The organism is Stenotrophomonas geniculata ATCC 19374 = JCM 13324, from assembly GCF_001431625.1.
GTDB classification, from domain to species: domain Bacteria; phylum Pseudomonadota; class Gammaproteobacteria; order Xanthomonadales; family Xanthomonadaceae; genus Stenotrophomonas; species Stenotrophomonas geniculata.
Window position 1 is genome coordinate 1 of record NZ_LLXT01000145.1, and the last position, 19,965, is coordinate 19,965.

At 68.2% G+C, this 19,965-nt stretch carries 15 protein-coding genes; 8 read left to right on the plus strand and 7 right to left on the minus strand.

The window, feature by feature from the left end:
• Positions 1-147 precede the first annotated feature (147 nt).
• On the minus strand, positions 148-522 hold the full coding sequence (locus ARC63_RS19450) for a DUF4124 domain-containing protein (RefSeq protein ID WP_029379706.1): 375 nt from the start codon (positions 520-522) through the stop codon (positions 148-150).
• Positions 523-602: 80 nt separating this feature from the next.
• Here ARC63_RS19450 and pssA point away from each other — a divergent pair, with 80 nt between their 5' ends.
• From pssA to rimI, 3 genes are read left to right on the plus strand one after another with little or no spacing between them, the layout of a single operon-like run.
• Entirely contained in the window at positions 603-1,379 is a 777-nt protein-coding gene (pssA, locus tag ARC63_RS19455) for a CDP-diacylglycerol--serine O-phosphatidyltransferase (RefSeq protein WP_057504174.1), read from the plus strand.
• The gene (locus ARC63_RS19460; RefSeq protein WP_049482122.1) at positions 1,376-1,885 is read left to right on the plus strand and encodes a hypothetical protein; all 510 of its coding nucleotides are present in this window, start codon (positions 1,376-1,378) and stop codon (positions 1,883-1,885) included. The genes pssA and ARC63_RS19460 overlap by 4 nt, the downstream gene beginning before the upstream one ends.
• Positions 1,882-2,379 carry a ribosomal protein S18-alanine N-acetyltransferase gene (gene rimI, locus ARC63_RS19465; protein WP_010480714.1) on the plus strand — a complete coding sequence of 166 codons (498 nt, stop codon included), beginning with the start codon at positions 1,882-1,884 and terminating at the stop codon, positions 2,377-2,379. The genes ARC63_RS19460 and rimI overlap by 4 nt, the downstream gene beginning before the upstream one ends.
• A 104-nt stretch (positions 2,380-2,483) precedes the next feature.
• Here the strand turns inward: rimI and ARC63_RS19470 are convergent, their stop codons facing one another.
• The 4 genes from ARC63_RS19470 to ARC63_RS19485 form a co-directional block, all read right to left on the minus strand.
• A complete protein-coding gene (locus tag ARC63_RS19470) occupies positions 2,484-3,305 on the minus strand; it encodes an EamA family transporter (protein WP_057504175.1) in 822 nt (273 codons plus the stop codon).
• 106 nt (positions 3,306-3,411) lie between these two features.
• The gene (locus ARC63_RS19475) at positions 3,412-6,240 is read right to left on the minus strand and encodes a valine--tRNA ligase (RefSeq protein WP_049482118.1); all 2,829 of its coding nucleotides are present in this window, start codon (positions 6,238-6,240) and stop codon (positions 3,412-3,414) included.
• Positions 6,241-6,312: 72 nt separating this feature from the next.
• Positions 6,313-6,738: a DNA polymerase III subunit chi gene (locus ARC63_RS19480; RefSeq protein WP_010480719.1), complete on the minus strand. Its 426-nt coding sequence runs from the start codon at positions 6,736-6,738 to the stop codon at positions 6,313-6,315.
• An 82-nt stretch (positions 6,739-6,820) separates the two neighbouring features.
• Positions 6,821-8,299 (minus strand): leucyl aminopeptidase, encoded by a 1,479-nt coding sequence (locus ARC63_RS19485; RefSeq protein WP_010480720.1) that lies wholly within the window; start codon positions 8,297-8,299, stop codon positions 6,821-6,823.
• Between the two features lie 104 nt (positions 8,300-8,403).
• Between ARC63_RS19485 and lptF the strand changes: the two genes are divergently transcribed.
• Together lptF and lptG are read left to right on the plus strand one after the other, a co-directional pair.
• Complete coding sequence (gene lptF, locus ARC63_RS19490; RefSeq protein WP_049410571.1) at positions 8,404-9,486, plus strand: LPS export ABC transporter permease LptF; 1,083 nt, start codon at positions 8,404-8,406, stop codon at positions 9,484-9,486.
• Entirely contained in the window at positions 9,483-10,589 is a 1,107-nt protein-coding gene (lptG, locus tag ARC63_RS19495; RefSeq protein ID WP_043403322.1) for an LPS export ABC transporter permease LptG, read from the plus strand. Before lptF ends, lptG begins: the two co-directional genes overlap by 4 nt.
• 90 nt (positions 10,590-10,679) lie before the next feature.
• Here lptG and ARC63_RS19500 read toward each other — a convergent pair whose 3' ends face one another.
• The gene (locus ARC63_RS19500; protein ID WP_057504176.1) at positions 10,680-11,171 is read right to left on the minus strand and encodes an RDD family protein; all 492 of its coding nucleotides are present in this window, start codon (positions 11,169-11,171) and stop codon (positions 10,680-10,682) included.
• A 56-nt stretch (positions 11,172-11,227) separates the two neighbouring features.
• On the opposite strand from ARC63_RS19500, the gene xerD reads away from it, so the two are divergent.
• The gene (xerD, locus tag ARC63_RS19505; protein ID WP_057504177.1) at positions 11,228-12,205 is read left to right on the plus strand and encodes a site-specific tyrosine recombinase XerD; all 978 of its coding nucleotides are present in this window, start codon (positions 11,228-11,230) and stop codon (positions 12,203-12,205) included.
• A gap of 100 nt (positions 12,206-12,305) precedes the next feature.
• Positions 12,306-13,091 carry a thioredoxin fold domain-containing protein gene (locus ARC63_RS19510; RefSeq protein WP_010480725.1) on the plus strand — a complete coding sequence of 262 codons (786 nt, stop codon included), beginning with the start codon at positions 12,306-12,308 and terminating at the stop codon, positions 13,089-13,091.
• A 120-nt stretch (positions 13,092-13,211) separates the two neighbouring features.
• Here ARC63_RS19510 and ARC63_RS19515 read toward each other — a convergent pair whose 3' ends face one another.
• The gene (locus ARC63_RS19515) at positions 13,212-15,311 is read right to left on the minus strand and encodes a glycosyl hydrolase family 18 protein (protein ID WP_057504178.1); all 2,100 of its coding nucleotides are present in this window, start codon (positions 15,309-15,311) and stop codon (positions 13,212-13,214) included.
• Positions 15,312-15,765: 454 nt separating this feature from the next.
• On the opposite strand from ARC63_RS19515, the gene purL reads away from it, so the two are divergent.
• A complete protein-coding gene (purL, locus tag ARC63_RS19520) occupies positions 15,766-19,650 on the plus strand; it encodes a phosphoribosylformylglycinamidine synthase (RefSeq protein WP_231298666.1) in 3,885 nt (1,294 codons plus the stop codon).
• Positions 19,651-19,965: the final 315 nt, after the last annotated feature.

The window sequence follows — 19,965 nt, forward strand, 5'->3', positions numbered from 1 at the left end:
CATGGATGCGGCGACCAAGCCCCCAGGGATGGGTTTACGGCGTCCCCGCAAACCCACAGTGCCCCGCCATCCCTCAGGAAGCCGCTTTGGCGTTTGACGTTGCCGTTGCTTGAAGCAGGTGCAGGGCTGCAAGCCCTGCCGATACCCTCACTCCGCCGGGCAGTAAGCCTTGATGGCGGCTTCAGCCAATCCCTTCTGCGCACTGCGCTGCTCCGGAGCCAACGGGGTATCGGCCTTGCCATCGCCATCGGTGTCCTGCATCACCTGGCCGCCACCGTCCAGCAGGGCCAGGTTGGCCCGGGCCGTGCTGCACTGCTCAGGCACCGGTGCGGCGGGGGTCTCGGCGCTGGCCGCAGCCTGTGGGCTGCGCGCCTGCGCACGGGTCTCGAATTTCCTGCCCGCCGGAGGGGTCTCCGAATACTGGGTCACGCCATTGGCGTCCTTCCATTTATAGACCGGGCCAGCCACGACGTTGGCACTGGCCAACAGCAGCAGGCATCCAAGGCAGGACAGGGCACGCATGGCAAACTCCACGGAATGGGCGTAGAACGCCGATTGCAGCATTGGCGCCGAGCACTGGCAAGTCGATTAAACTGGATTCCATGGACCCGATCACACCGCCGCCGCGTTCGCGCACGATTTACCTGCTGCCCAACCTGTTCACCACCGCCGGCCTGTTTGCCGGCTTCTACGCGATCATCGCCGCGGCCAACGGGGACTTCGTCAACGCCAGCATCGCCGTGTTCGTGGCAGCGGTGATGGATGGCCTGGATGGGCGCGTGGCGCGCCTGACCGGTACCAGCAGCGAATTCGGCGTGCAGTACGACTCGCTGGCCGATCTGGTCAGCTTCGGCATGGCCCCGGCACTGGTGATGTACCACTGGGCGCTGTCGTGGCTGAAGTTCGATGACCCGCTGCTCGGCCGCGTCGGCTGGGCCGTGGCCTTCCTGTATGCCGCCTGCGCGGCGCTGCGCCTGGCCCGCTTCAACACCCAGGTGGCGGTGGTCGACAAGCGCTGGTTCGTCGGCCTGGCCAGCCCGGCCGCGGCCGGCCTGATGATGTCCTTCGTCTGGGCGTTCGCCGATGGCAACCTGGGCTGGGACGGCAACCAGCTGCGCTACGTGGCGCTGGCGGTGACGATCATCGCGGCGCTGCTGATGGTCAGCCGCATCCGCTTCTGGAGCTTCAAGGGCGGCGCTGCCAAGGGCACCCGTTCGGACCGCGTGCCGTTCCTGGTGCTGGCACTGGTACCGGTGGCCATCGCCATCGCGGTCATCGATCTGCCGCGCGTGCTGTTCGCGGTGGGCATCCTGTACGCCTTGTCCGGCCCGGTGATGTGGGCCGTGCAGCGCCTGCGCAAGAAGCCCGAGGCCGCGTGAGCCAGGACCTGCCCGTGCTGTGGTCACCGGCCCAGCAGGCCTGGCTGCAGGCCATGGGCTACACCGTCTACCACGACGGCCAGTTGGCCGCGGAACTGGATGCCGCGCTGCAGCTGAGCGTGGCCGAAGCCGAGACGGCTGCCGCGCCAGCGGCGGAGCAGGCGCGGGCATCCACCGCACCCGCGCGCGAGCCTCTGGCTGCGGCCACACCGGTTTCCCGCCAGGAGCGTCCGGCACCCCCGCGTCGCGAGACCCCGGTCAGCGCACCGGACACCGCGCCTGCCGCTGCCCGCCCGCTGCCCGGCGGCAATGCCCGGCAGCCGGTGGTGCGGCTGCCGGATCGCCTGCAGATCGCCTTGCTGCGCGCGTCCGGCTGCAACCCCAACGATCCGGCCACGCAGGCGCTGATGGACAGCTGGCCGCTGGACCAGCTGCGCCAGGACCCGGCCGCCAAGCGCGCGCTGTGGCCGCAGCTGCGCACCCTGCGCAAGCGGGGTACGCCATGAGTGCGGTCAGCCAGCCCGGTCCGGTCAGCCTGCGTGCGCTGCGCGAGAGCGACCTCAACGCGGTGATGGCGATTGAAGTACGCGGCTATCCGTTTCCCTGGACCCGCGGCATCTTCGTTGACTGCCTGCGTGCCGGTTATCCCGGTCTGGCGATGGAGCGCGATGGCCAGCTGATCGGCTACGGCGTGCTCAGCATCGCCGCCGACGAGGCCCATGTGCTGAACATCTGCATCGATCCGTTCACGCAGTCGCGTGGCCTCGGGCGGCAACTGCTGCGGGCGCTGGTGCAGCTGGCCGGCGACCGTGGCGCGCAGCGGGTGTTCCTGGAAGTGCGTCCGTCCAACACGCCGGCGCTGGCGCTGTACCACAGCGAAGGCTTCAACGAGATCGGTCGCCGCCCGCGTTACTACCCGGCCGCACAGGGCCGCGAGGACGCGGTGGTGATGGCGATCGAACTGGTCGACGGCGACCTGCAGGCGATGCCGCCGCTGTAACCGGGAAGGATTGCCGGCCAGCGGCCGGCACTACCGACGGATCTCCGCTGTCATCGACACATCACCTGCCGTGGTAGGTGCCAACCTTGGTTGGCACGCATTGCTCACGCCAACCGCAGTGCCAATACACCGCCTACGATGAGCGCCGCCGCCAGCCAGCGCGCACGCGGAATGCGCTCGCGCAGCAGGAACACCGAGATCAGCAGCGCGAACAGGATCGAAGACTCACGCAGCGCGGAGACCATCGCCACCGGCGCCTGGGTCATCGCCCACAACGCCATCGCATAGGACGCCGTGGTGCCGACGCCGCCGGCCAGACCGAGAGGCCAATGCTGCCGCGCATAGTCCAGCACCGCGCCGCGCCGGGTGTACAGCGCCCACAATGGCAGGGGAATGCCCGACAGCAGGTACAGCCACAGCGTGTAGCTGAGCGCACTGCCGGACTGGCGCGCACCCTGCGCGTCGACCAGGGTGTAGGTGGCGATCATCGCCGCGGTCAGCAGTGGCAAGCGCAGTTGGCCGCCACGCGCACCCAGTGCCATGCACAGGATGCCGGTGCTCACCAGCACCACGCCCAGCCACGCGGCAGCTGGCAATGGTTCGCCCAGCAGGGTGCCGGCCAGCGCAACCAGGATCGGCGCGCTGCCACGCATCAGGGGATAGGCCAGGCTCATGTCGACCTGCTGGTAGCAGCGTGCGACCAGGCTGTAGTACGTCACCTGCAACAGCACCGACGCGCCCAGCCACGGCAAGCAGTGCGCGGCCGGGAACGGCAGGAAGGGCAGGGCGGCCGCCGACAGCAGCGCGGCGCTGCCCGTGACCAGCACGGTGCCGAGGAATTTGTCTGGTCCGCGCTTGACGATCGCATTCCAGCTGGCATGCAGGGCCGCAGCCGCGAGGACCAGCAGGAAAATGGAAAGAGGCATCGGGCGATGATGCCATGTCGGGAAAATGTTCCGGGTTTGGTGGGTGCCAACCTTGGTTGGCACATCGCTCAGTGCGGACCGAGGTCCGCACCCACCAGCATGGTGCTTACAGCTTCGCGCGCTGCTCGCGCAGGCCGGCCAGCTGGGTGTTCCAGTCGACCAGGCGCACGCGTTCCTGCTCGACCACCGCCGGTGGCACCTTGTCGGTGAACCTGGCCAGCTTGGTCTCGCTCTTTTCCTTTTCGGCTTCGACGCGGGCGATTTCCTTGTCCAGGCGCACGCGCTCGGCGTCGAGATCGACCAGGCCTTCCAGCGGCACCAGCAGCTTCAGCTCGCCCACGATCGCAGCGGCAGCCGGCGGTGCGCTTTCGCCTTCGGCCAGCCACTGGATGCTGTCCAGCTTCAGCAGGAACGACAGCGAAGCGCTGAAGCGTTCGATGCGCACGCGGTCCTGTGCCAGGCCGGCCTGCAGGCGCAGCGGCACCAGCTTGGACGGGGCGACGTTCAATTCGCTGCGCACGCGGCGCACGGCACTGATCACCGCCTTCAGCCATTCCACGTCGGCCTCGGCCTGGGCGAAATCGCCCTCGAACTCGGCCGCGGTCGGGTACGGGCGCAGCGACAGCGTGGTTTCGGCCAGGCCCAGGCGCGGGGCCAGCTGCTGCCACAGCTGTTCGGTGATGAACGGCGTGAGCGGGTGCAGCAGGCGCAGCAGCGCTTCCAGCACGTACAGCAGGGTGTGGCGGGTGCTTTCGGCATCGGCGCCGTCGGCACCGTTCAGGGCCGGCTTGCTCAGTTCCAGGAACCAGTCGCAGAACGCGTTCCAGGCGAACTCGTACAGGCACTGTGCCAGCAGATCGAAGCGGTAGGCGGCGAAATGGCCCTGCGCTTCGGCAGTGGTGGCGGCCAGGCGCGCGAGGATCCAGCGCTCGGCATCGGTGCGCGGCTTCGGCACGCCGGTGAACGCGGCACCTTCAGTGTTCATCAGCGCGAAGCGGCTGGCGTTCCACAGCTTGTTGCAGAAGTTCTTGTAGCCCTCGGCGCGGTTCATGTCGAACTTGATGTCGCGGCCGTGGGTGGCCAGCGCGGCGATGGTGAAGCGCAGCGCATCGGCACCGTGGGCAGCAATGCCGTCCGGGAATTCCTTGCGGGTGGCCTTTTCGATCTTCTCCACCATCTTCGGCTGCATCAGGCCGCCGGTACGCTTGGCGACCAGGTCGTCGATGGTGATGCCGTCGATGATGTCCAGCGGGTCGAGCACGTTGCCCTTGCTCTTGGACATCTTCTGGCCCTGGCCGTCGCGGATCAGGCCGGTGAAGTAGACGTCCTTGAACGGGATCTTCCCGACCAGGTTGTCGGTGGCCATGATCATGCGCGCCACCCAGAAGAAGATGATGTCGAAGCCGGTGATCAGCACCGACGACGGCAGGTAGCGGTCGAAGCCGCGCTCGGCCATCGCCTGTTCGTTCGGCCAGCCCAGGGTGGAGAATGGCCACAGCTGCGAGGAGAACCAGGTCTCCAGCACGTCGCTTTCCTGGTTCAGCACCACGTCGCTGCCGAGGTTGTTCTTCGCGCGCACTTCGTCTTCGCTGCGACCGACGTAGCAGTTGCCGGTGGCGGCGTCGAACCACGCCGGAATGCGGTGGCCCCACCACAGCTGGCGGCTGATGCACCAGTCCTGGATGTTGTTCATCCAGTGGCGGTAAGTGTTGATCCAGTTCGGCGGAACGAAGGCGATGCTTCCGTCCTCGACCAGTTCCAGGCCACGCTTGGCCAGGTCGTCCATCTTCACGAACCACTGGTCGGTCAGGTACGGCTCGATCACCTGGCCGGTGCGATCACCGCGCGGCACCTGCAGCTTGTGCGCCTTGGTCTCGACCAGGATGCCCAGGTCTTCCAGCTCGGCCAGCACGGCCTTGCGCGCGGCGTAGCGGTCCAGGCCCTGGAAGCGTTCGGGTGCGTTTTCATTCAGCGCCGCCACCGGGGTGAACAGGTTGATCATCGGCAGGCTGTGGCGCACGCCCACTTCATAGTCGTTGAAATCGTGCGCCGGGGTGACCTTGACCACGCCGGTGCCGAACGCACGGTCCACGTAATCGTCGGCGATCACCGGCACGCGGCGGCCGGTCAACGGCAGCACCACCTGCTTGCCGATCAGGTGCGCATAGCGCTCGTCTTCCGGATGCACCATCACCGCCGTATCACCCAGCAGGGTTTCCGGGCGCGTGGTGGCGACCACCAGGTAGTCGCGGGTTTCGCGCAGGGTTTCCACGCCGTCGGCATCGCGCTCGACGTGCTCGTAGCTCAGGCCTTCATCCAGCGTGTAGGCGATCGACCACAGGAAGCCGTCTTCCTCGGCGCTCTCCACTTCCAGGTCGGAAATGGCGGTCTTCAGCACCGGGTCCCAGTTGACCAGGCGCTGACCACGGTAGATCAGGCCCTGCTCGTACCAGCGCACGAAGGCTTCGTTGACGGCGGCCGACGGCTGCGGGTCCATGGTGAAGGTGCTGCGCGACCAGTCGGCGGAGGTGCCGAGGCGGCGCATCTGGCGCTCGATGGTGTCGCCGGACTGCTGCTTCCACTCCCAGACCTTGCCGATGAAGCCCTCGCGGCCCAGCGAATCGCGGGTCTCGCCCTTGCCTTCCAGCGCCAGGTTGCGGCTGACCACCATTTCGGTGGCAATGCCGGCATGGTCGGTACCGACCTGCCACAGCGTGTCGTAGCCACGCATGCGGTGGTAGCGCACCAGCGCATCCATCAGGGTCTGCTGGAACGCGTGGCCCATGTGCAGGGTGCCGGTTACGTTCGGCGGCGGCAGCAGGATGGTGTACGGCTCGCCCGTGCCGGACGGCTTGAAGTGGCCGGCCTTCTCCCAGGCCTCGTAGAGGTCGGTCTCGAAGGACTTCGGGTCGTAGCTGGAGGCGAGTTGGGTCATGCGGGGGAACCAGGAGGTAATCGTTGAAGGATCAGGGCGCGGCGGCGGCCCATCAAGGGGGCCGGGGCGCGCTTACATGTCGTGCTTGTTCAGGTCGTAACCGGCGGCCTTGTACTGGCGCCAGCGTTCGCGCAGCGGTTCGCGCGCTTCCGGGTCGGCCGGAACCACTTCCAGCACGCGCTCGCACTCGCCCAGCCAGGGTTCATCACGCAGGTTGATCACCAGCGGACGCGCCGGTGCCCCGGTGCCGGGTACGGCGATCAGCACCAGCGCTTCTTCCTCGTCCATGTCCTCGCCGGCGATCTGGTGCGGGATGTAAGCGTCGTTGTCGAACGCCCACAGCAGTTCGTCCAGCTCCTCGGCCTGGGCCTGGTCGCGGGCCAGCACCAGGGTGAACAGCCCGGCGTCGTTGGCCTTGCGTGCCAGCTCGCAGACCAGGCGCAACGGCTCGGTCAGGAAGCGGGGCTTGGCGATCAGGTAGAAGTCGGCGCGGGGCATGGCAGGGTCCGGGTCAGGCAGGGTTCCGGCGGTGCCGGGCGAGGCCCCGGCCGGCGGGCGCCGGCCAGGGTCGGGTACGGCATCAGGCGCGGGCGGCCTGGTCCAGCAGCCACTGGCTCAGCAGGCCGACCGGGCGGCCGGTGGCCATGCCACGCTTGCCTTCATCGCTGGCCACGCCGGCGATGTCCAGGTGGGCCCAGCGCTGGCCTTCGGTGAAGCGCGACAGGAAGCAGCCAGCGGTGATCGCGCCGGCCCAGCGGCCGCCGATGTTGTAGACGTCGGCGAAGGTCGAATCCAGCATCGGCTGGTACTCGTCCCACAGCGGCAGGCGCCAGGCGCGGTCGAACACGTGCTCGCCGGCGGCCAGCAGCTCGTTGGCCAGGTCGTCGTGCTTGCTCATCAGGCCGGCGGTCTGGTGGCCCAGGGCGACCATGCAGGCACCGGTCAGGGTGGCGACGTCGACCAGCGCGGCCGGCTCGAAGCGCTGCGCGTAAGTCAGCGCGTCGCACAGGATCAGGCGGCCTTCGGCGTCGGTGTTGCCCACTTCGATGGTCTTGCCCGACATCGAGGTGATCACGTCGGACGGGCGGTAGGCGTTGCCGTCGATGGCGTTTTCAACGGCCGGCACCACCACCACCAGGTTCAGCGGCAGCTTGGCCTTGACCGCAGCGACGAAGGTGCCGATGACGTTGGCGCCACCGCACATGTCGTACTTCATTTCTTCGATGCCGCCCTGGGTCTTCAGGTTGACGCCACCGGTATCGAAGGTGATGCCCTTGCCGACCAGTACATAGGGCTTGGCGTCGCCAGCACCGGTCCACTTCAGCACCACCAGGCGCGGGCGGTTGGCCGAACCACGGGCCACGGCCAGCAGCGAACCCATGCCCAGCGCTTCCATCTGGTGCTCGTCGAGGATCTCGGCTTCGGCACCGTCATGCTCGCCGGCGAACTTCACGCCCACCTCGGCCAGGTAGGCCGGGGTGCAGTAGTTCGGCGGCAGGTTGCCCAACTCGCGGGCGAACTCGACACCGGCGGCGATGGCCTGGCCCTGGGCCAGGGCCTGCGCGTCGTCACCGGCGATGGCCAGCTGGGCCAGGCCGGCGTCGTCGGCCTTCTTCTTGCCCAGGGTGGCGGTGTAGCGGTAGGCGGCGTGATCGGCGGCGATCACCGCCTGGCGGATCGCCCAGGCCGCGTCGCGGTCCTTGATGGCCACTTCGGACAGGGTGAACAGTGCGCTGCGGGCAGCACCGGCCTTCAGCGCGCGCACGGCGTCGCCGACGGCCTTCAGGTACTGCGGCACGCCGAAACGGGCGACTTCGCCCAGGCCGACCACCAGCACGCGCGGGGCAGTCACGCCCGGCAGGTCATGCAGCAGGGTGGTGGCGCCGGTCTTGCCGGACAGGTCGCCGCGCTGGGCCAGGGCGGCCAGGCGGCCACCGCTGGCGGCGTCCAGGGCCTGTGCGGCCGGGGTCAGGGTATGGTCGGCATAGGCGCCGACCACCAGGCAATCAACGGCGGCGGCGGCCGGAGCAACGTGGTTCAGGGTGAATTCGAGGGCCATTGAGCAGATTCCATTGGCGAGTCCGTACAATCGCAGGCCGTTTACGCCCAGACAGTAGACTGGGCGGCACCGCGAACGAACCCCAGAGTTTAAACCACCGCCCCATGCTGAAGCTCGACCGATACCTGCTGGGCGATTTCGTCCAGAGTTTCCTGGCTACCCTGATCGTCCTGCTGGTGGTCAGCGTGGGCGGCGTGCTGGTGGACATCCTCGGCAACATCGCCGACGGGCGGCTGCCGGCCAAGCTGCTGTTCTCGCAGCTGGGCCTGCAGTTCATCGCCTACCTGCCGCTGATCCTGCCGCTGGCACTGATGCTGGGCCTGCTGCTGGCCATCGCCCGCCTGTACCGCGATTCGGAAATGGCGGTCATCACCGCCATTGGCGTGGGCCCCAAGCGCCTGCTGCGGCCGCTGTTGATGCTGGTGGTGCCGGTGGTGGTGCTGGTCGGCACCTGCTCGCTGTGGCTGGGCCCCTGGGCCGGCCGGGTGGCCGAGCAGATGATCATCGAGGCCAACCGCAGCGTGCTGATGGCCGGCCTGGAGCCGGGCCGCTTCACCCCGCTGCCCAATGGCGGCGTGGTCTACCTGTCCTCGATCTCGCCCGATGGCACCCAGCTGGGCAACGTGTTTCTGCAGCGCCAGAAGGATGACCGCCTGGAGGTGGTGTCGGCCAATGGCGGTCGCATGTTCTTCGAGGGTACCCGCCAGCGCTTCCTGGAGCTGGATGACGGCCACCAGGTGGAAGGGCCGGTGGCCGGTGCGCTGGACTACCGCCTGGCGACCTTCGCCCGCAATGACGTGGCCCTGCCCGATGGCGCGCAGACCCGCACCGAGGATGACCCGGAACTGATGCCGACCCTGCAGCTGATCGGCGATGAGCGTCCGCAGGCGCAGGCGCAGCTGCACCGCCGCCTGGCCCCGCCGCTGATCGCGCTGGCGTTCGCCCTGCTGACCGTGCCGCTGGGCCGCAGCTCGCCGCGCCAGCAGCGCTACGGCCGCATGATGCTGGCGCTGATGGCCTACATGGTCGGCACCAACCTGATGTTCATCGGCAGCGGCTGGATCGCCAACGGCAAGATCCCCCCTGCGCTCGGCCTGTGGTGGTTGACCCTGCCGCTGCTGGCGCTGGCCATCTGGATGTATGCACGTGATGGCCGCCTGGGCCGCCCGAAGGGAGCCCGCGCATGAGGCTGCGCCCGATGCGTTTCGACCTGTACCTGGGCCGGTCGGTGTTCACCACCGTGTTGCTGACGTGGGCCGTACTGGTCGGTCTGGACGTGGTGATGGCGTTCTCCGGCGAGTTCAAGGACATCGGCAAGAACGGCTACACCCTGGGCCATGCCGCCGCCTGGGTGCTGTATACGGTGCCACGCCGCGCTTACACCATGTTCCCCACCGCCGCGGTGATCGGCGCACTGATGGGCCTGGGCCAGCTGGCGGCGACCTCGGAGCTGACCGCGCTGCGTGCACTGGGGCTGTCGCGCAAGCGCCTGAGCGTTTCAGTGGCGATCGCGCTGTCGCTGCTGACCGCGGTGATGGTGCTCAGCGCCGAGACCCTGGGCCCCTGGGGCCAGGACCGTGCCGATGCGTTGAAGTCCAGTGCCAAGTGGGGGCGGGATATCGCCACCAGCCGTTATTCGGGCCTGTGGGCACGCGAGGGCGATACCTTCCTCAATGCGCAGAGTGGCGAGGAGCAGCTGGTTGGCGACAAGGGCACGCGCCTGATCCTGCGCGACGTGCGCCTGTATCACATCGCTGAAGACGGCCGGATCGCCTCGCTGACCCATGCTGCCACCGTCGAGCATGACAAGGATGGCTGGGTATTGACGGGCGTGCGCCGGGACACCTTTGGTGAACGCTCGGCCACGCGTGAGGAAGTGGCGCGCGAAGCGTGGAATTCTTCGCTGGATCCGGCGGCGCTGGCCACCGGCATCGCCAAGCCGCGCAACCTCAGCGTGGCCGAACTGAGCACCAGCATCGCCTATCGCCAGCGCAACGGGCTGGATGCGCGCGACTTCGAGGATGTGTACTGGAGCCGCTGGTTCTACCCGGTGAACGTGCTGGCGCTATGCCTGGCGGCGGTGCCGTTCGCGTTCGGTTCGCTGCGCAGCGGCGGCATGGGCAAGCGCCTGTTCCTGGGCATCCTGTTCGCGCTGGGCTTCTGGCTGCTGCAGCTGTTCTTCGGGCGCATGGCCGGCGCGTTGAAGTTCGATTACCGCATTGCCTATGCGCTGCCGCCGATCGTGATGCTGGCGGTGTCAGGACTGCTGTTCCGGCGCAAGTCGGGCTGATTCTGGTTGTTGTAGAGCCGAGCCTGTGCTCGGCTGTCACGTACAGTGCGGAAAGCAGCCGAGCACGGGCTCGGCTCTACAGACAGCGCCTTACCGTTTCGGCATCCGCACCAGGCGGGTACCGCTGGCGCGGTCATGCCAGGTCAGGCGTTCGCGATCGACCCACGCCCACCAGAATCCCAGTCCACCCAGCAGCAGGGACAGCGTGCCCACGGCGAAGCGCAGCCACAGCTGGCTGCGCCGCAGCGGCGCGCCATCGCTGGCGTGCAGTTTCAGCCGCCACGGCCGCATGCCCAGCGTCTGCCCGCCGCGGCGCCAGCTTGCCGTCGCGTACCACCCCGTGATCGCCCAGCACACCGCCCACAGCAGCCACTGCCAGGCACTGAACGGCGCGATGTTCTCGCGCTGGGCATGGCCGCTGACGGTGTAGGCAAGGGTGAACAGGGTGCCGGCCAGCATCCACAGCGCCAGCACCGGCAGCGCGTCGTAGACCATCGCCAGCGCGCGCCATAGCAGCAATGCGCGCGGGCGGGGCAGCTCTGTAGCGGCCGCAGGGGCCGTATCAATGACGGGGCGGGACATGCGCCGAGCATACGCAATGCTGGCCGCATCCGCAGTGGCCCTCGTATCCTGCACGCATGGCCTCTGTTTCCACCCCCGCCGAACGCCGCCAGCTGGTGCAGCAACTGCCCGAGCTGCGCGCCGATGACAGCGTGCGCATCCAGCGCTTCCTCGATGCGATCTGGGCCGAGAACGGCCTGGCCCGCGCCACCCTCGACAGCTACCGGCGCGACCTGGAAGGGCTGGCACGCTGGATGGACGGGCGCGATGGTGGCCTGGCCGGCATCGAGCGTCCCGGCCTGTTCGACTATCTGGCTTGGCGTACCCGCCACGGCTGGTCACCGCGCAGCAATGCGCGGTTGCTGTCGGCGCTGCGGGCGTTCTTCGCCGATGGCGTGCGCCGCGGCGAACGCAGCGAGGATCCCAGCGCGCTGCTGGATCCGCCCAAGCTGCCACGATTGCTGCCCAAGGCGCTGGCCGAGAGCCAGATCGACGCGCTGTTGGCAGCACCGGATGTCGACAGCCCGCTGGGCCTGCGCGATCGGGCCATGCTGGAGCTGATGTATGCCGCCGGCCTGCGCGTGAGCGAGCTGGTGCTGCTGCCCGCCACCGCGGTCAACCTGCGCCAGGGCGTGCTGCGGGTGACCGGCAAGCGCAGCAAGGAACGGCTGGTGCCGCTGGGTGAGGAGTCGCAGCACTGGCTGGAGCGTTACCTGCAGCAGTCGCGCCCGCTGCTGGTCGGCAAGGGCAAGGTGCACGCGTTGGCAGACGGGCAGACACCGTTGTTCGTCGAGCCGACGCTGCATGCGCTGACCCGCCAGGCGTTCTGGCATCTGGTCAAGCGCCACGCCCAGGTGGCCGGCATCGATCCGGCGCGGATCAGCCCGCATGGCTTGCGGCACAGCTTTGCCACGCATCTGCTCAACCGCGGTGCCGACCTGCGCGCGCTGCAGATGCTGCTCGGCCACAGCTCGCTGTCGACCACCCAGATCTACACCCTGGTGGCCCGCGAACACCTGCAGAAGCTGCACGCACGCCACCATCCGCGCGGCTGAGCGCAGGCCTGAACCCCGGCCTCAAGCGTCGGGCGGTGTCGCGGCCCGGTCGCGGCAGCTGTGTCAGAATCCGGGGTCTTCTTCTGCCGCGGACCGCTCCATGCTCCGATTTGCCATCGCCGCCGTGTTCGGTGCGCTCAGCCTGACCGCCTGCGCCCAGCCGGCCCCGCCAGCTGCCAAGGCACCCGCCACCGCTGCGGCCAAGGCCAGCCCGGCCGCCAACGCGTCGGCCGATCAGGCCGTGCGCGCCGCGCTGACCGCGCTGAACCCCGGTTTCCAGGTGGACTACATCGGTGCTGCACCGTTCCCCGGCTTCCGTGAGGTCGTCGTGTCCGGCCAGCTGCTGTACGTGTCCGATGATGGCCGCTACCTGTTCCAGTCGCAGCCCTACGACACCCGCGCCAAGGGCCCGGCCAACAGCGAAGGCCTGCTCGGCTACCGCCGCGATCTGCTGGCCAAGGCCAACCATGGCGACCGCATCGTGTTCGCCGCGCCGAATGCCAAGTACACCATCAGCGTGTTCACCGACATCGAGTGTGGCTACTGCCGCAAGCTGCACCAGGACATCGCCGAGCTCAACCGCAACGGCATCACCGTCGAGTACCTGGCGTTCCCGCGCATGGGGCTGGGCAGCAAGGACTACACCGACATGATCTCGGTCTGGTGTGCAGCGGATCGCCGCCAGGCGCTGACCAATGCCAAGCGCGGTGGCAATGTGCCGGCCAAGAACTGCACCAACCCGGTGGCGATGCAGTACGCACTGGGCCAGCAGCTGGGCGTGAACGGGACGCCGGCGATCTTCGCGCCGGACGGTACCCAGCTGGGCGGTTACCTGCCGCCGGCGCAGCTGCGCGCGGCGCTGGAAAAGCTGTCGGCCAAGCGCTGATCGCCGCCGACCTTGTTTCTGTAGAGCCGAGCCCATGCTCGGCTGATGTTTCCGCAGCCGAGCATGGGCTCGGCTCTACAGGTAGGAAGCCGGGGGCGCGCAGCACCCCCGGCTTTTTTCTTACTTCAGGCCATCACTGACCGCCTTGGTCAGCGTGCCCTGTGCATCGTCACCACTGAACTCCCAGACGAACGCGCCGCCCAGGCCCTGGGTCTTCACGTAGCCCATCTTGCGGGTGATGTTGGCCGGGGTATCGAAGCTCCACAGCGTGCTGCCGTTGTAGATCCAGGTGGCACCGGCGGTGTTGTCGCTGTAGCCCGGCCACGCCAGGTTCTTCAGCACCTTCCAGTCTTCGATGCCGGCCTCGTAGGTACCCGGCGCGGCGCCGGTGGCGGTCTGGTACAGGCCGTTGTTGGCGTTGGCCACACCGGTCCAGCCGCGCCCGTAGTAGCCGATGCCCAGGTTGAGCTTGGCGGCGGGCACGCCTCGGCTGATGAAGGCCTCGATGGCGTCGTTGCTGTTGTACAGCTTCTGGTCGCCGGTGGACGGATCATTCGGCGAATCAAACAGCGCCGACTGGTGATTGGTCTTCGCATCCCACGCACCGTGGAAGTCGTAGGTCATCACGTTGATGTAGTCCAGGTACGGGTGGTACGCGGCCGGATCGGTGACGCGGATCTTGTCGATGCCGGCGCCCACCGCCACCGTCAGCAACAGGCCCGGACGCACCGCATCGAGCTGGCGGCGGAACTCGGCCATCAGTGCGGTGAAGTTGGCGTTGTCTTCCGGCTTGCCGCATTCGATGCCGCAGGCCACCGGGTATTCCCAGTCGATGTCGATGCCGTCGAACACGCCCAGCGCGGCACCGGCGCCACCGGCACCGTCGGTCACCGGCAGGTTGCCCTTGATGTAGGCGTCGATGCACGAGGCAACGAAGGCCTGGCGGTTTTCCGGGCGCGCCGCGCTGGAGAAGCCGCGCGACCAGGTCCAGCCACCCAGCGAGATCAGCACCTTCATGCCCGGGTACTTGGCCTTGAGCTGCTTGAGCTGGTTCCAGTTGCCGCGCAGCGGCTGGTCCCAGGTATCGGCGCTGCCGCTGACACTCTCGGCGGCACTGAAGGCCTTGGTGTAGTCGGCGAAGGCGTCGCCACCGGCACCGCTGTTCGGATCCGACGGCTGGGTGATGCCCACTTCGCAGCGGTTGTTGCGCACGTTGCCGAACGCGTAGTTGATGTGGGTCAGGCGTGCGGCCGAGCCGCTGCTGTCGATGTTCTTGACCCGGTAGTTGCGGCCGTAGATGCCCCACTGGGTGAAGTAGCCGATGACCCGCTTGCCGGTGGTGCCACCGTCACCGGCCAGCGTGGTGGCGCTGATCTCGGTGCCCTGTGCCGACGCATTGCCGGCGTTGTCGCGGGCGCGCACGCGGTAGCGGTAGGTGGTGGAGGCAGTCAGCCCGCCGTCGACATAGCTGGCACTGGACGGTGAACCGACCAGGCTGCCGTTGCGGTACACGTCGTAGCCGGCCACGCCGCTGCCGCCGGTGTTGTCGGTGGACGGGTTCCAGCTGAGTGCGATGCTGTTGGCGGTGCGCGTACCGACCGCCAGCCCGCCCGGCACGCTCGGTGCGGTGGTATCGCCACCGGCGGCGTTGACGGTGATGGTGATGGTCGCGGTGCTGCTGGTGGCGTTGTTGTTGTCAGTGGCCACCGCGCGCAGGGTGTGGCTGCCGGCGCTGGCATTGGCCCAGCTGGCCGCGTACGGCGCACTGGTGGCCACGCCCAGCGTGCTGCCATCACGGAAGAACTCGACCTTGGCGACGCTGCCGTCCGGATCACTGGCGTTGGCAGTCACGTTGACCGTGCTGCCGGCACTGAAGGTGGCGCCGTTGGCCGGCGAGGTCAGGCTGACCACCGGCGGCTGGTTGGCGCCGCTGCCATCGCAGGCGCCGAGGTTGGTGTAGTAGGGCGCACCGGCCGGATGGTCCGGCGGCGCGTTCCAGATGTCCTGGTTCGCCCGATAGAGGACGCCTCCTTTCTGCAGGGTATCGCCGGCCCGGTAGATCTTGGCCTGGTCCCATTGGGCCACCCCGGCACAGCTGGCGGCCTGCGCCAGGCCGGGCAGGGCGGCGGCACCGGCGGCCAGGGCAGGCAGCCAGGCCAGGCGGTGGGGACGACAGCTTCGGGTCGAACGTTCGGCACTGCGCACAATCGGGTCGTACATGGGTAAGTCTCCGATCAAAGGGCGCGCGGGCCCCGATGGCGCCGCGCGTGACGCAGGTCCGGGCATCGCCCGGGAAGGCGACGGAGGGGCCGGACGGAGGTACCTGGGAGGCCGGGGAGAGAGTCCGGCGCCAGGTAGGGACAACGTTGTCATCAATCGTGTGGTCAATCCGTGAGCAAGCGCATGGTTCGGGGAATCGGGCGGAGAGCGCGCTGAGCGCGGTCGGCGGCCATCGGCGGTGCCCCTCGTGGTTGGTCGGCACGCGAATTCAAGGGTTTGGTCGGGCGGGCGTCCCCCGCCACCGGACCCACCCCGCCATCCCACGGGAAGCCAGCTTTTGCTCTGGCCGTTGCCGTTGCCCTGGCCTCGGCGGGTGCCGGGCGCCGCCCGGCAGAGCCCTTCCCCCGCTTCCGGTACAATGTCGGGCCCGTTTCCCAACTACGGTTCCCCGGACATGATGGTCCTCGAGGGCGCGCCCGCCCTGTCGCCGTTCCGCCGCGAACGTCTTGAATCCCGCCTGCAGTCCATCGCTCCCTCCCTGCGCATCAGCGGTGCCTGGCACGTCTACTTCGTGCAGCCCGAAGGCAGCGCCGCCCCCGACCTGACCACGCTGTGCCGCATCCTCGAAGCTGCGCCGCAGGCCGAGGCCCTGGCCGAAGGCGCGGTCAGCCGCATCGTGGTGCCGCGCCTGGGCACGCTGTCGCCGTGGTCGAGCAAGGCCACCGAGCTGGTCCGTGGTGCCGGGCAGCCGGTGAGCCGGGTCGAGCGCGGCCTGCGCATCGACGTGCAGGGCTGGCCGGCCGATGCCGCCGCCCAGCAGGCGCTGGTCAAGGCGCTGCACGACCCGATGACGCAGTCGGTGCTGGAGACCGTGGAGCAGGGCCAGGCGCTGTTCTCGGCGCCGGCCCGTGGCGAACTGGAACGCGTGCCGGTGGACCAGCTGGAGGCCGCCAACCAGCGCCTCGGCCTGGCCATGGCCCAGGACGAGATCGACTACCTGCGCGAACGCTTCACCGCGCTGGGCCGGTCGCCGTCCGACGTGGAACTGATGATGTTCGCGCAGGCCAATTCCGAGCACTGCCGCCACAAGATCTTCAACGCCAGCTGGACCATCGACGGCCAGGAGCAGGACCGCTCGCTGTTCCGGATGATCAAGAACACCCACCAGCAGACCCCGCAGCACACGCTCAGCGCGTACAGCGACAATGCCGCGGTGATTGAAGGCCATCCGGCGTCGCGCTACCGCCCCGATCCGGCCAGTGGCGAATACCGCCGCGAAGCACAGGTGCCCAGCGCGTTCCAGATCAAGGTGGAAACGCACAACCACCCGACCGCGATCGCACCGTTCCCGGGCGCATCGACCGGCAACGGTGGCGAGATCCGCGACGAAGGCGCAACCGGCCGCGGCGGCAAGCCGAAGGCAGGCCTGTCCGGTTTCTCGGTCTCGCACCTGCGCATCCCGGAGCTGCCGCAGCCGTGGGAAGCACCGCGCGCGCTGAACCCGCGCATGGCGCCGGCGCTGGAAATCATGACTGACGGCCCGCTGGGCGGCGCTGCGTTCAACAACGAATTCGGCCGCCCGAACCTGCTCGGCTACTTCCGCAGCTTCGAGCTGCCGGAAGGCGCCGATCTGGTCCGCGCCTACGACAAGCCGATCATGCTGGCCGGTGGCCTCGGCGCGATCGATCGCGTACAGGTTGACAAGATCCCGCTGCAGGCCGGTGATGCGGTCATCGTGCTCGGTGGCCCGGCGATGCTGATCGGCCTGGGCGGCGGCGCCGCCAGTTCGGTGGCCTCCGGTGAAAGCGCCGAGGACCTGGACTTCGCCAGCGTGCAGCGCGACAACCCGGAAATGGAGCGTCGCTGCCAGGAGGTCATCGACCGCTGCGTGGCAATGGGTGCCAACAACCCGATCAAGTTCTTCCATGACGTCGGTGCAGGTGGCCTGTCCAATGCCATCCCCGAACTGCTGCACGACTCGAACGTCGGTGGTGTCATCGACCTGGGCAAGGTGCCCACCGATGACCCGTCGCTGTCGCCGATGCAGCTGTGGTGCAACGAATCGCAGGAACGCTACGTGCTCGGCGTGGCCCAGGAGCGCCTGGCCGAGTTCGCCGCGCTGTGCGCGCGCGAGCGCTGCCCGTTCGCTGCCGTTGGCGTGGCCACCGCTGAAGAGCACCTGGTGGTCGCCTACGGCGCCGTGCCGGGCCACACCCCGGCCGATGCGCCGATCGACCTGCCGATGGACGTGCTGTTCGGCAAGCCGCCGAAGATGCACCGCGACACCGCGCACCCGCCGGCACCGCGCTGGCCGGCGCTGAAGACCGGCGGCCTGGACCTGCAGGACGCCGGCCTGCGCGTGCTCGCGCACCCGACGGTCGCTTCGAAGAACTTCCTGGTCACCATCGGTGACCGCAGCGTCGGTGGCCTGACCGCGCGCGAACAGATGGTCGGCCCGTGGCAGCTGCCGGTGGCCGACGTGGCGATCACCCTGGCCGACTTCGACGGCGTGGCCGGCGAAGCGATGTCGATCGGCGAGCGCACCCCGCTGGCCCTGCTCGATGCGGCTGCTTCGGCACGCATGGCGGTGGGCGAAGCGCTGACCAACCTGTGCGCGGCCCCGGTCGATGCGCTGGATGAGATCAAGCTGTCGGCGAACTGGATGGCCGCGGCAGGCCACCCCGGCGAAGACGCGCTGCTGTACGACGCGGTGAAGGCGGTGGGCATGGAACTGTGCCCGCAGCTGGACATCAGCATCCCGGTCGGCAAGGACTCGCTGTCGATGCAGGCGCAGTGGCACGACCAGGGCGAAGCGCACAAGAGCGTGTCGCCGGTGTCGCTGGTGATCTCGGCGTTCGCGCCGGTGGCCGACGTGCGCCAGCAGCTGACCCCGCTGCTCGATCGTGATGTGGACAGCGAGCTGTGGTTGATCGGCCTCGGCGCCGGCAAGCAGCGCCTGGGCGGTTCGATCCTGGCGCAGGTGCATGCCGACCACGGCGACCTGCCGGCCTTCGCCGGCGCCGCACCGGACCTGGACGACCCGCAGCGCCTGCGTGGCTTCTTCGAGCTGATCCGCGATGCGCGCCAGGCCGGCCTGCTGCTGGCTTACCACGACCGCAGCGACGGCGGCGCCTTCGCCGCGCTGTGCGAAATGGCCTTCACCTCGCGGCTGGGCCTGGACATCACCCTCGATGCCTGGGGCGACGATCCGTTCCGCAGCCTGTTCAATGAAGAGCTGGGCGCGGTGGTGCAGATCGCCCGCGAAGACCGCGCCGCCTTTGCCGACCTGGTCGAGCGCCATGCACTGATCGAGTGTGCACAGCGCATCGCCAAGCCGACCACCGCACCGGTGGTGCGCGTGTCGCTGGCCGGCGAGAACCTGGCCGAATGGCGCTGGGAAGCGCTGTTCGACGCCTGGTGGTCGGTCACCCACGCGATGCAGAAGCGCCGCGACAACCCGGCCAATGCCGATGCCGAGCGCGAGATCGCCCGTGCCTTCACTGCGCCGGGCCTGAAGCCCAAGCTCAGCTTCGACCTCAATGAAGATGTGGCCGCCCCGTTCATCAGCACCGGCGCGCGTCCGCGCGTGGCGGTACTGCGCGAGCAGGGCGTCAACGGCCAGATCGAAATGGCCAACGCCTTCGAACGTGCCGGCTTCCGCGCCTTCGACGTGCATATGAGCGACCTGATCGAAGGCCGCGTGGCATTGCAGGACTTCACCGGCCTGGTCGCCTGCGGTGGCTTCAGCTACGGCGACGTGCTGGGTGCCGGCCGCGGCTGGGCCACCTCGATCCTGGAGCGCAGTGCGCTGCGTGATGCCTTTGCCGCGTTCTTCGCGCGCGAGGACAGCTTCGCGCTGGGCGTGTGCAACGGTTGCCAGATGATGAGCCAGCTCAAGGGCATCATTCCGGGGGCCGAGCACTGGCCGCAGTTCCGCCGCAACGCCAGTGAGCAGTTCGAAGCCCGTACCGCGCTGCTGGAAGTGGTGGAGTCGCCGTCGATCCTGCTGCGTGGCATGGCTGGTTCGCGCCTGCAGGTGGCGGTGGCGCATGGTGAAGGCCAGGCCGTGTTCGACAATGCCGTCGACCAGGCAGCCGCTCGCGTTTCGCTGCGCTACATCGATGGCAACGGCAACGTGGCCAGCCAGTACCCGCTGAACCCGAACGGTTCGCCGGACGGCATCACCGGCCTGACCAGCAGCGACGGCCGCGTCACCATCATGATGCCGCACCCGGAACGCACGCCGCGCGCGCTCAACATGAGCTGGGCGCCGGCCGAGTGGCAGGGTGACTCGCCGTGGATGCGCATGTTCCGCAACGCGCGGGTATGGTGCGGCTGATCGCAGCGTTCTGCGCAGGCCGCAATGCCGCTGCGTACGGAAAAACCCGCCGTTGATCGGCGGGTTTTTCTATGGGCGCGTGAAACTCCTGTCCCGACCGCTAGTTACATCGATTTTCATGCGGCGGAACTTCGTCACGCTTGCCTAACAAAACACTTTCATAAACAGGTGAAAGGGTGAACTGCTTCACGGCAATAGGATTTGTCGTGTCAAAGTCTTGACGATTTGGAAAGTTGCCGTTAACACTTGAACCCCGTTTCAGAATCATTCATTTCGCAGTAACCGGTTGGCGCACGCGCTCGGTTTTCTGTCGCT

Excerpts from the sequence above, each read along its gene's own strand:
- purL (WP_231298666.1), top strand. The coding sequence starts at position 15,766 with ATGATGGTCCTCGAGGGCGCGCCCGCCCTGTCGCCGTTCCGCCGCGAA.
- xerD (WP_057504177.1), top strand. The coding sequence starts at position 11,228 with ATGGCCTCTGTTTCCACCCCCGCCGAACGCCGCCAGCTGGTGCAGCAA.
- pssA (WP_057504174.1), top strand. The coding sequence starts at position 603 with ATGGACCCGATCACACCGCCGCCGCGTTCGCGCACGATTTACCTGCTG.
- lptG (WP_043403322.1), top strand. The coding sequence starts at position 9,483 with ATGAGGCTGCGCCCGATGCGTTTCGACCTGTACCTGGGCCGGTCGGTG.
- ARC63_RS19500 (WP_057504176.1), bottom strand. The coding sequence starts at position 11,171 with ATGTCCCGCCCCGTCATTGATACGGCCCCTGCGGCCGCTACAGAGCTG.
- ARC63_RS19515 (WP_057504178.1), bottom strand. The coding sequence starts at position 15,311 with ATGTACGACCCGATTGTGCGCAGTGCCGAACGTTCGACCCGAAGCTGT.
- ARC63_RS19480 (WP_010480719.1), bottom strand. The coding sequence starts at position 6,738 with ATGCCCCGCGCCGACTTCTACCTGATCGCCAAGCCCCGCTTCCTGACC.
- ARC63_RS19470 (WP_057504175.1), bottom strand. The coding sequence starts at position 3,305 with ATGCCTCTTTCCATTTTCCTGCTGGTCCTCGCGGCTGCGGCCCTGCAT.
- ARC63_RS19475 (WP_049482118.1), bottom strand. The coding sequence starts at position 6,240 with ATGACCCAACTCGCCTCCAGCTACGACCCGAAGTCCTTCGAGACCGAC.
- lptF (WP_049410571.1), top strand. The coding sequence starts at position 8,404 with ATGCTGAAGCTCGACCGATACCTGCTGGGCGATTTCGTCCAGAGTTTC.
- ARC63_RS19450 (WP_029379706.1), bottom strand. The coding sequence starts at position 522 with ATGCGTGCCCTGTCCTGCCTTGGATGCCTGCTGCTGTTGGCCAGTGCC.
- rimI (WP_010480714.1), top strand. The coding sequence starts at position 1,882 with ATGAGTGCGGTCAGCCAGCCCGGTCCGGTCAGCCTGCGTGCGCTGCGC.
- ARC63_RS19510 (WP_010480725.1), top strand. The coding sequence starts at position 12,306 with ATGCTCCGATTTGCCATCGCCGCCGTGTTCGGTGCGCTCAGCCTGACC.
- ARC63_RS19485 (WP_010480720.1), bottom strand. The coding sequence starts at position 8,299 with ATGGCCCTCGAATTCACCCTGAACCACGTTGCTCCGGCCGCCGCCGCC.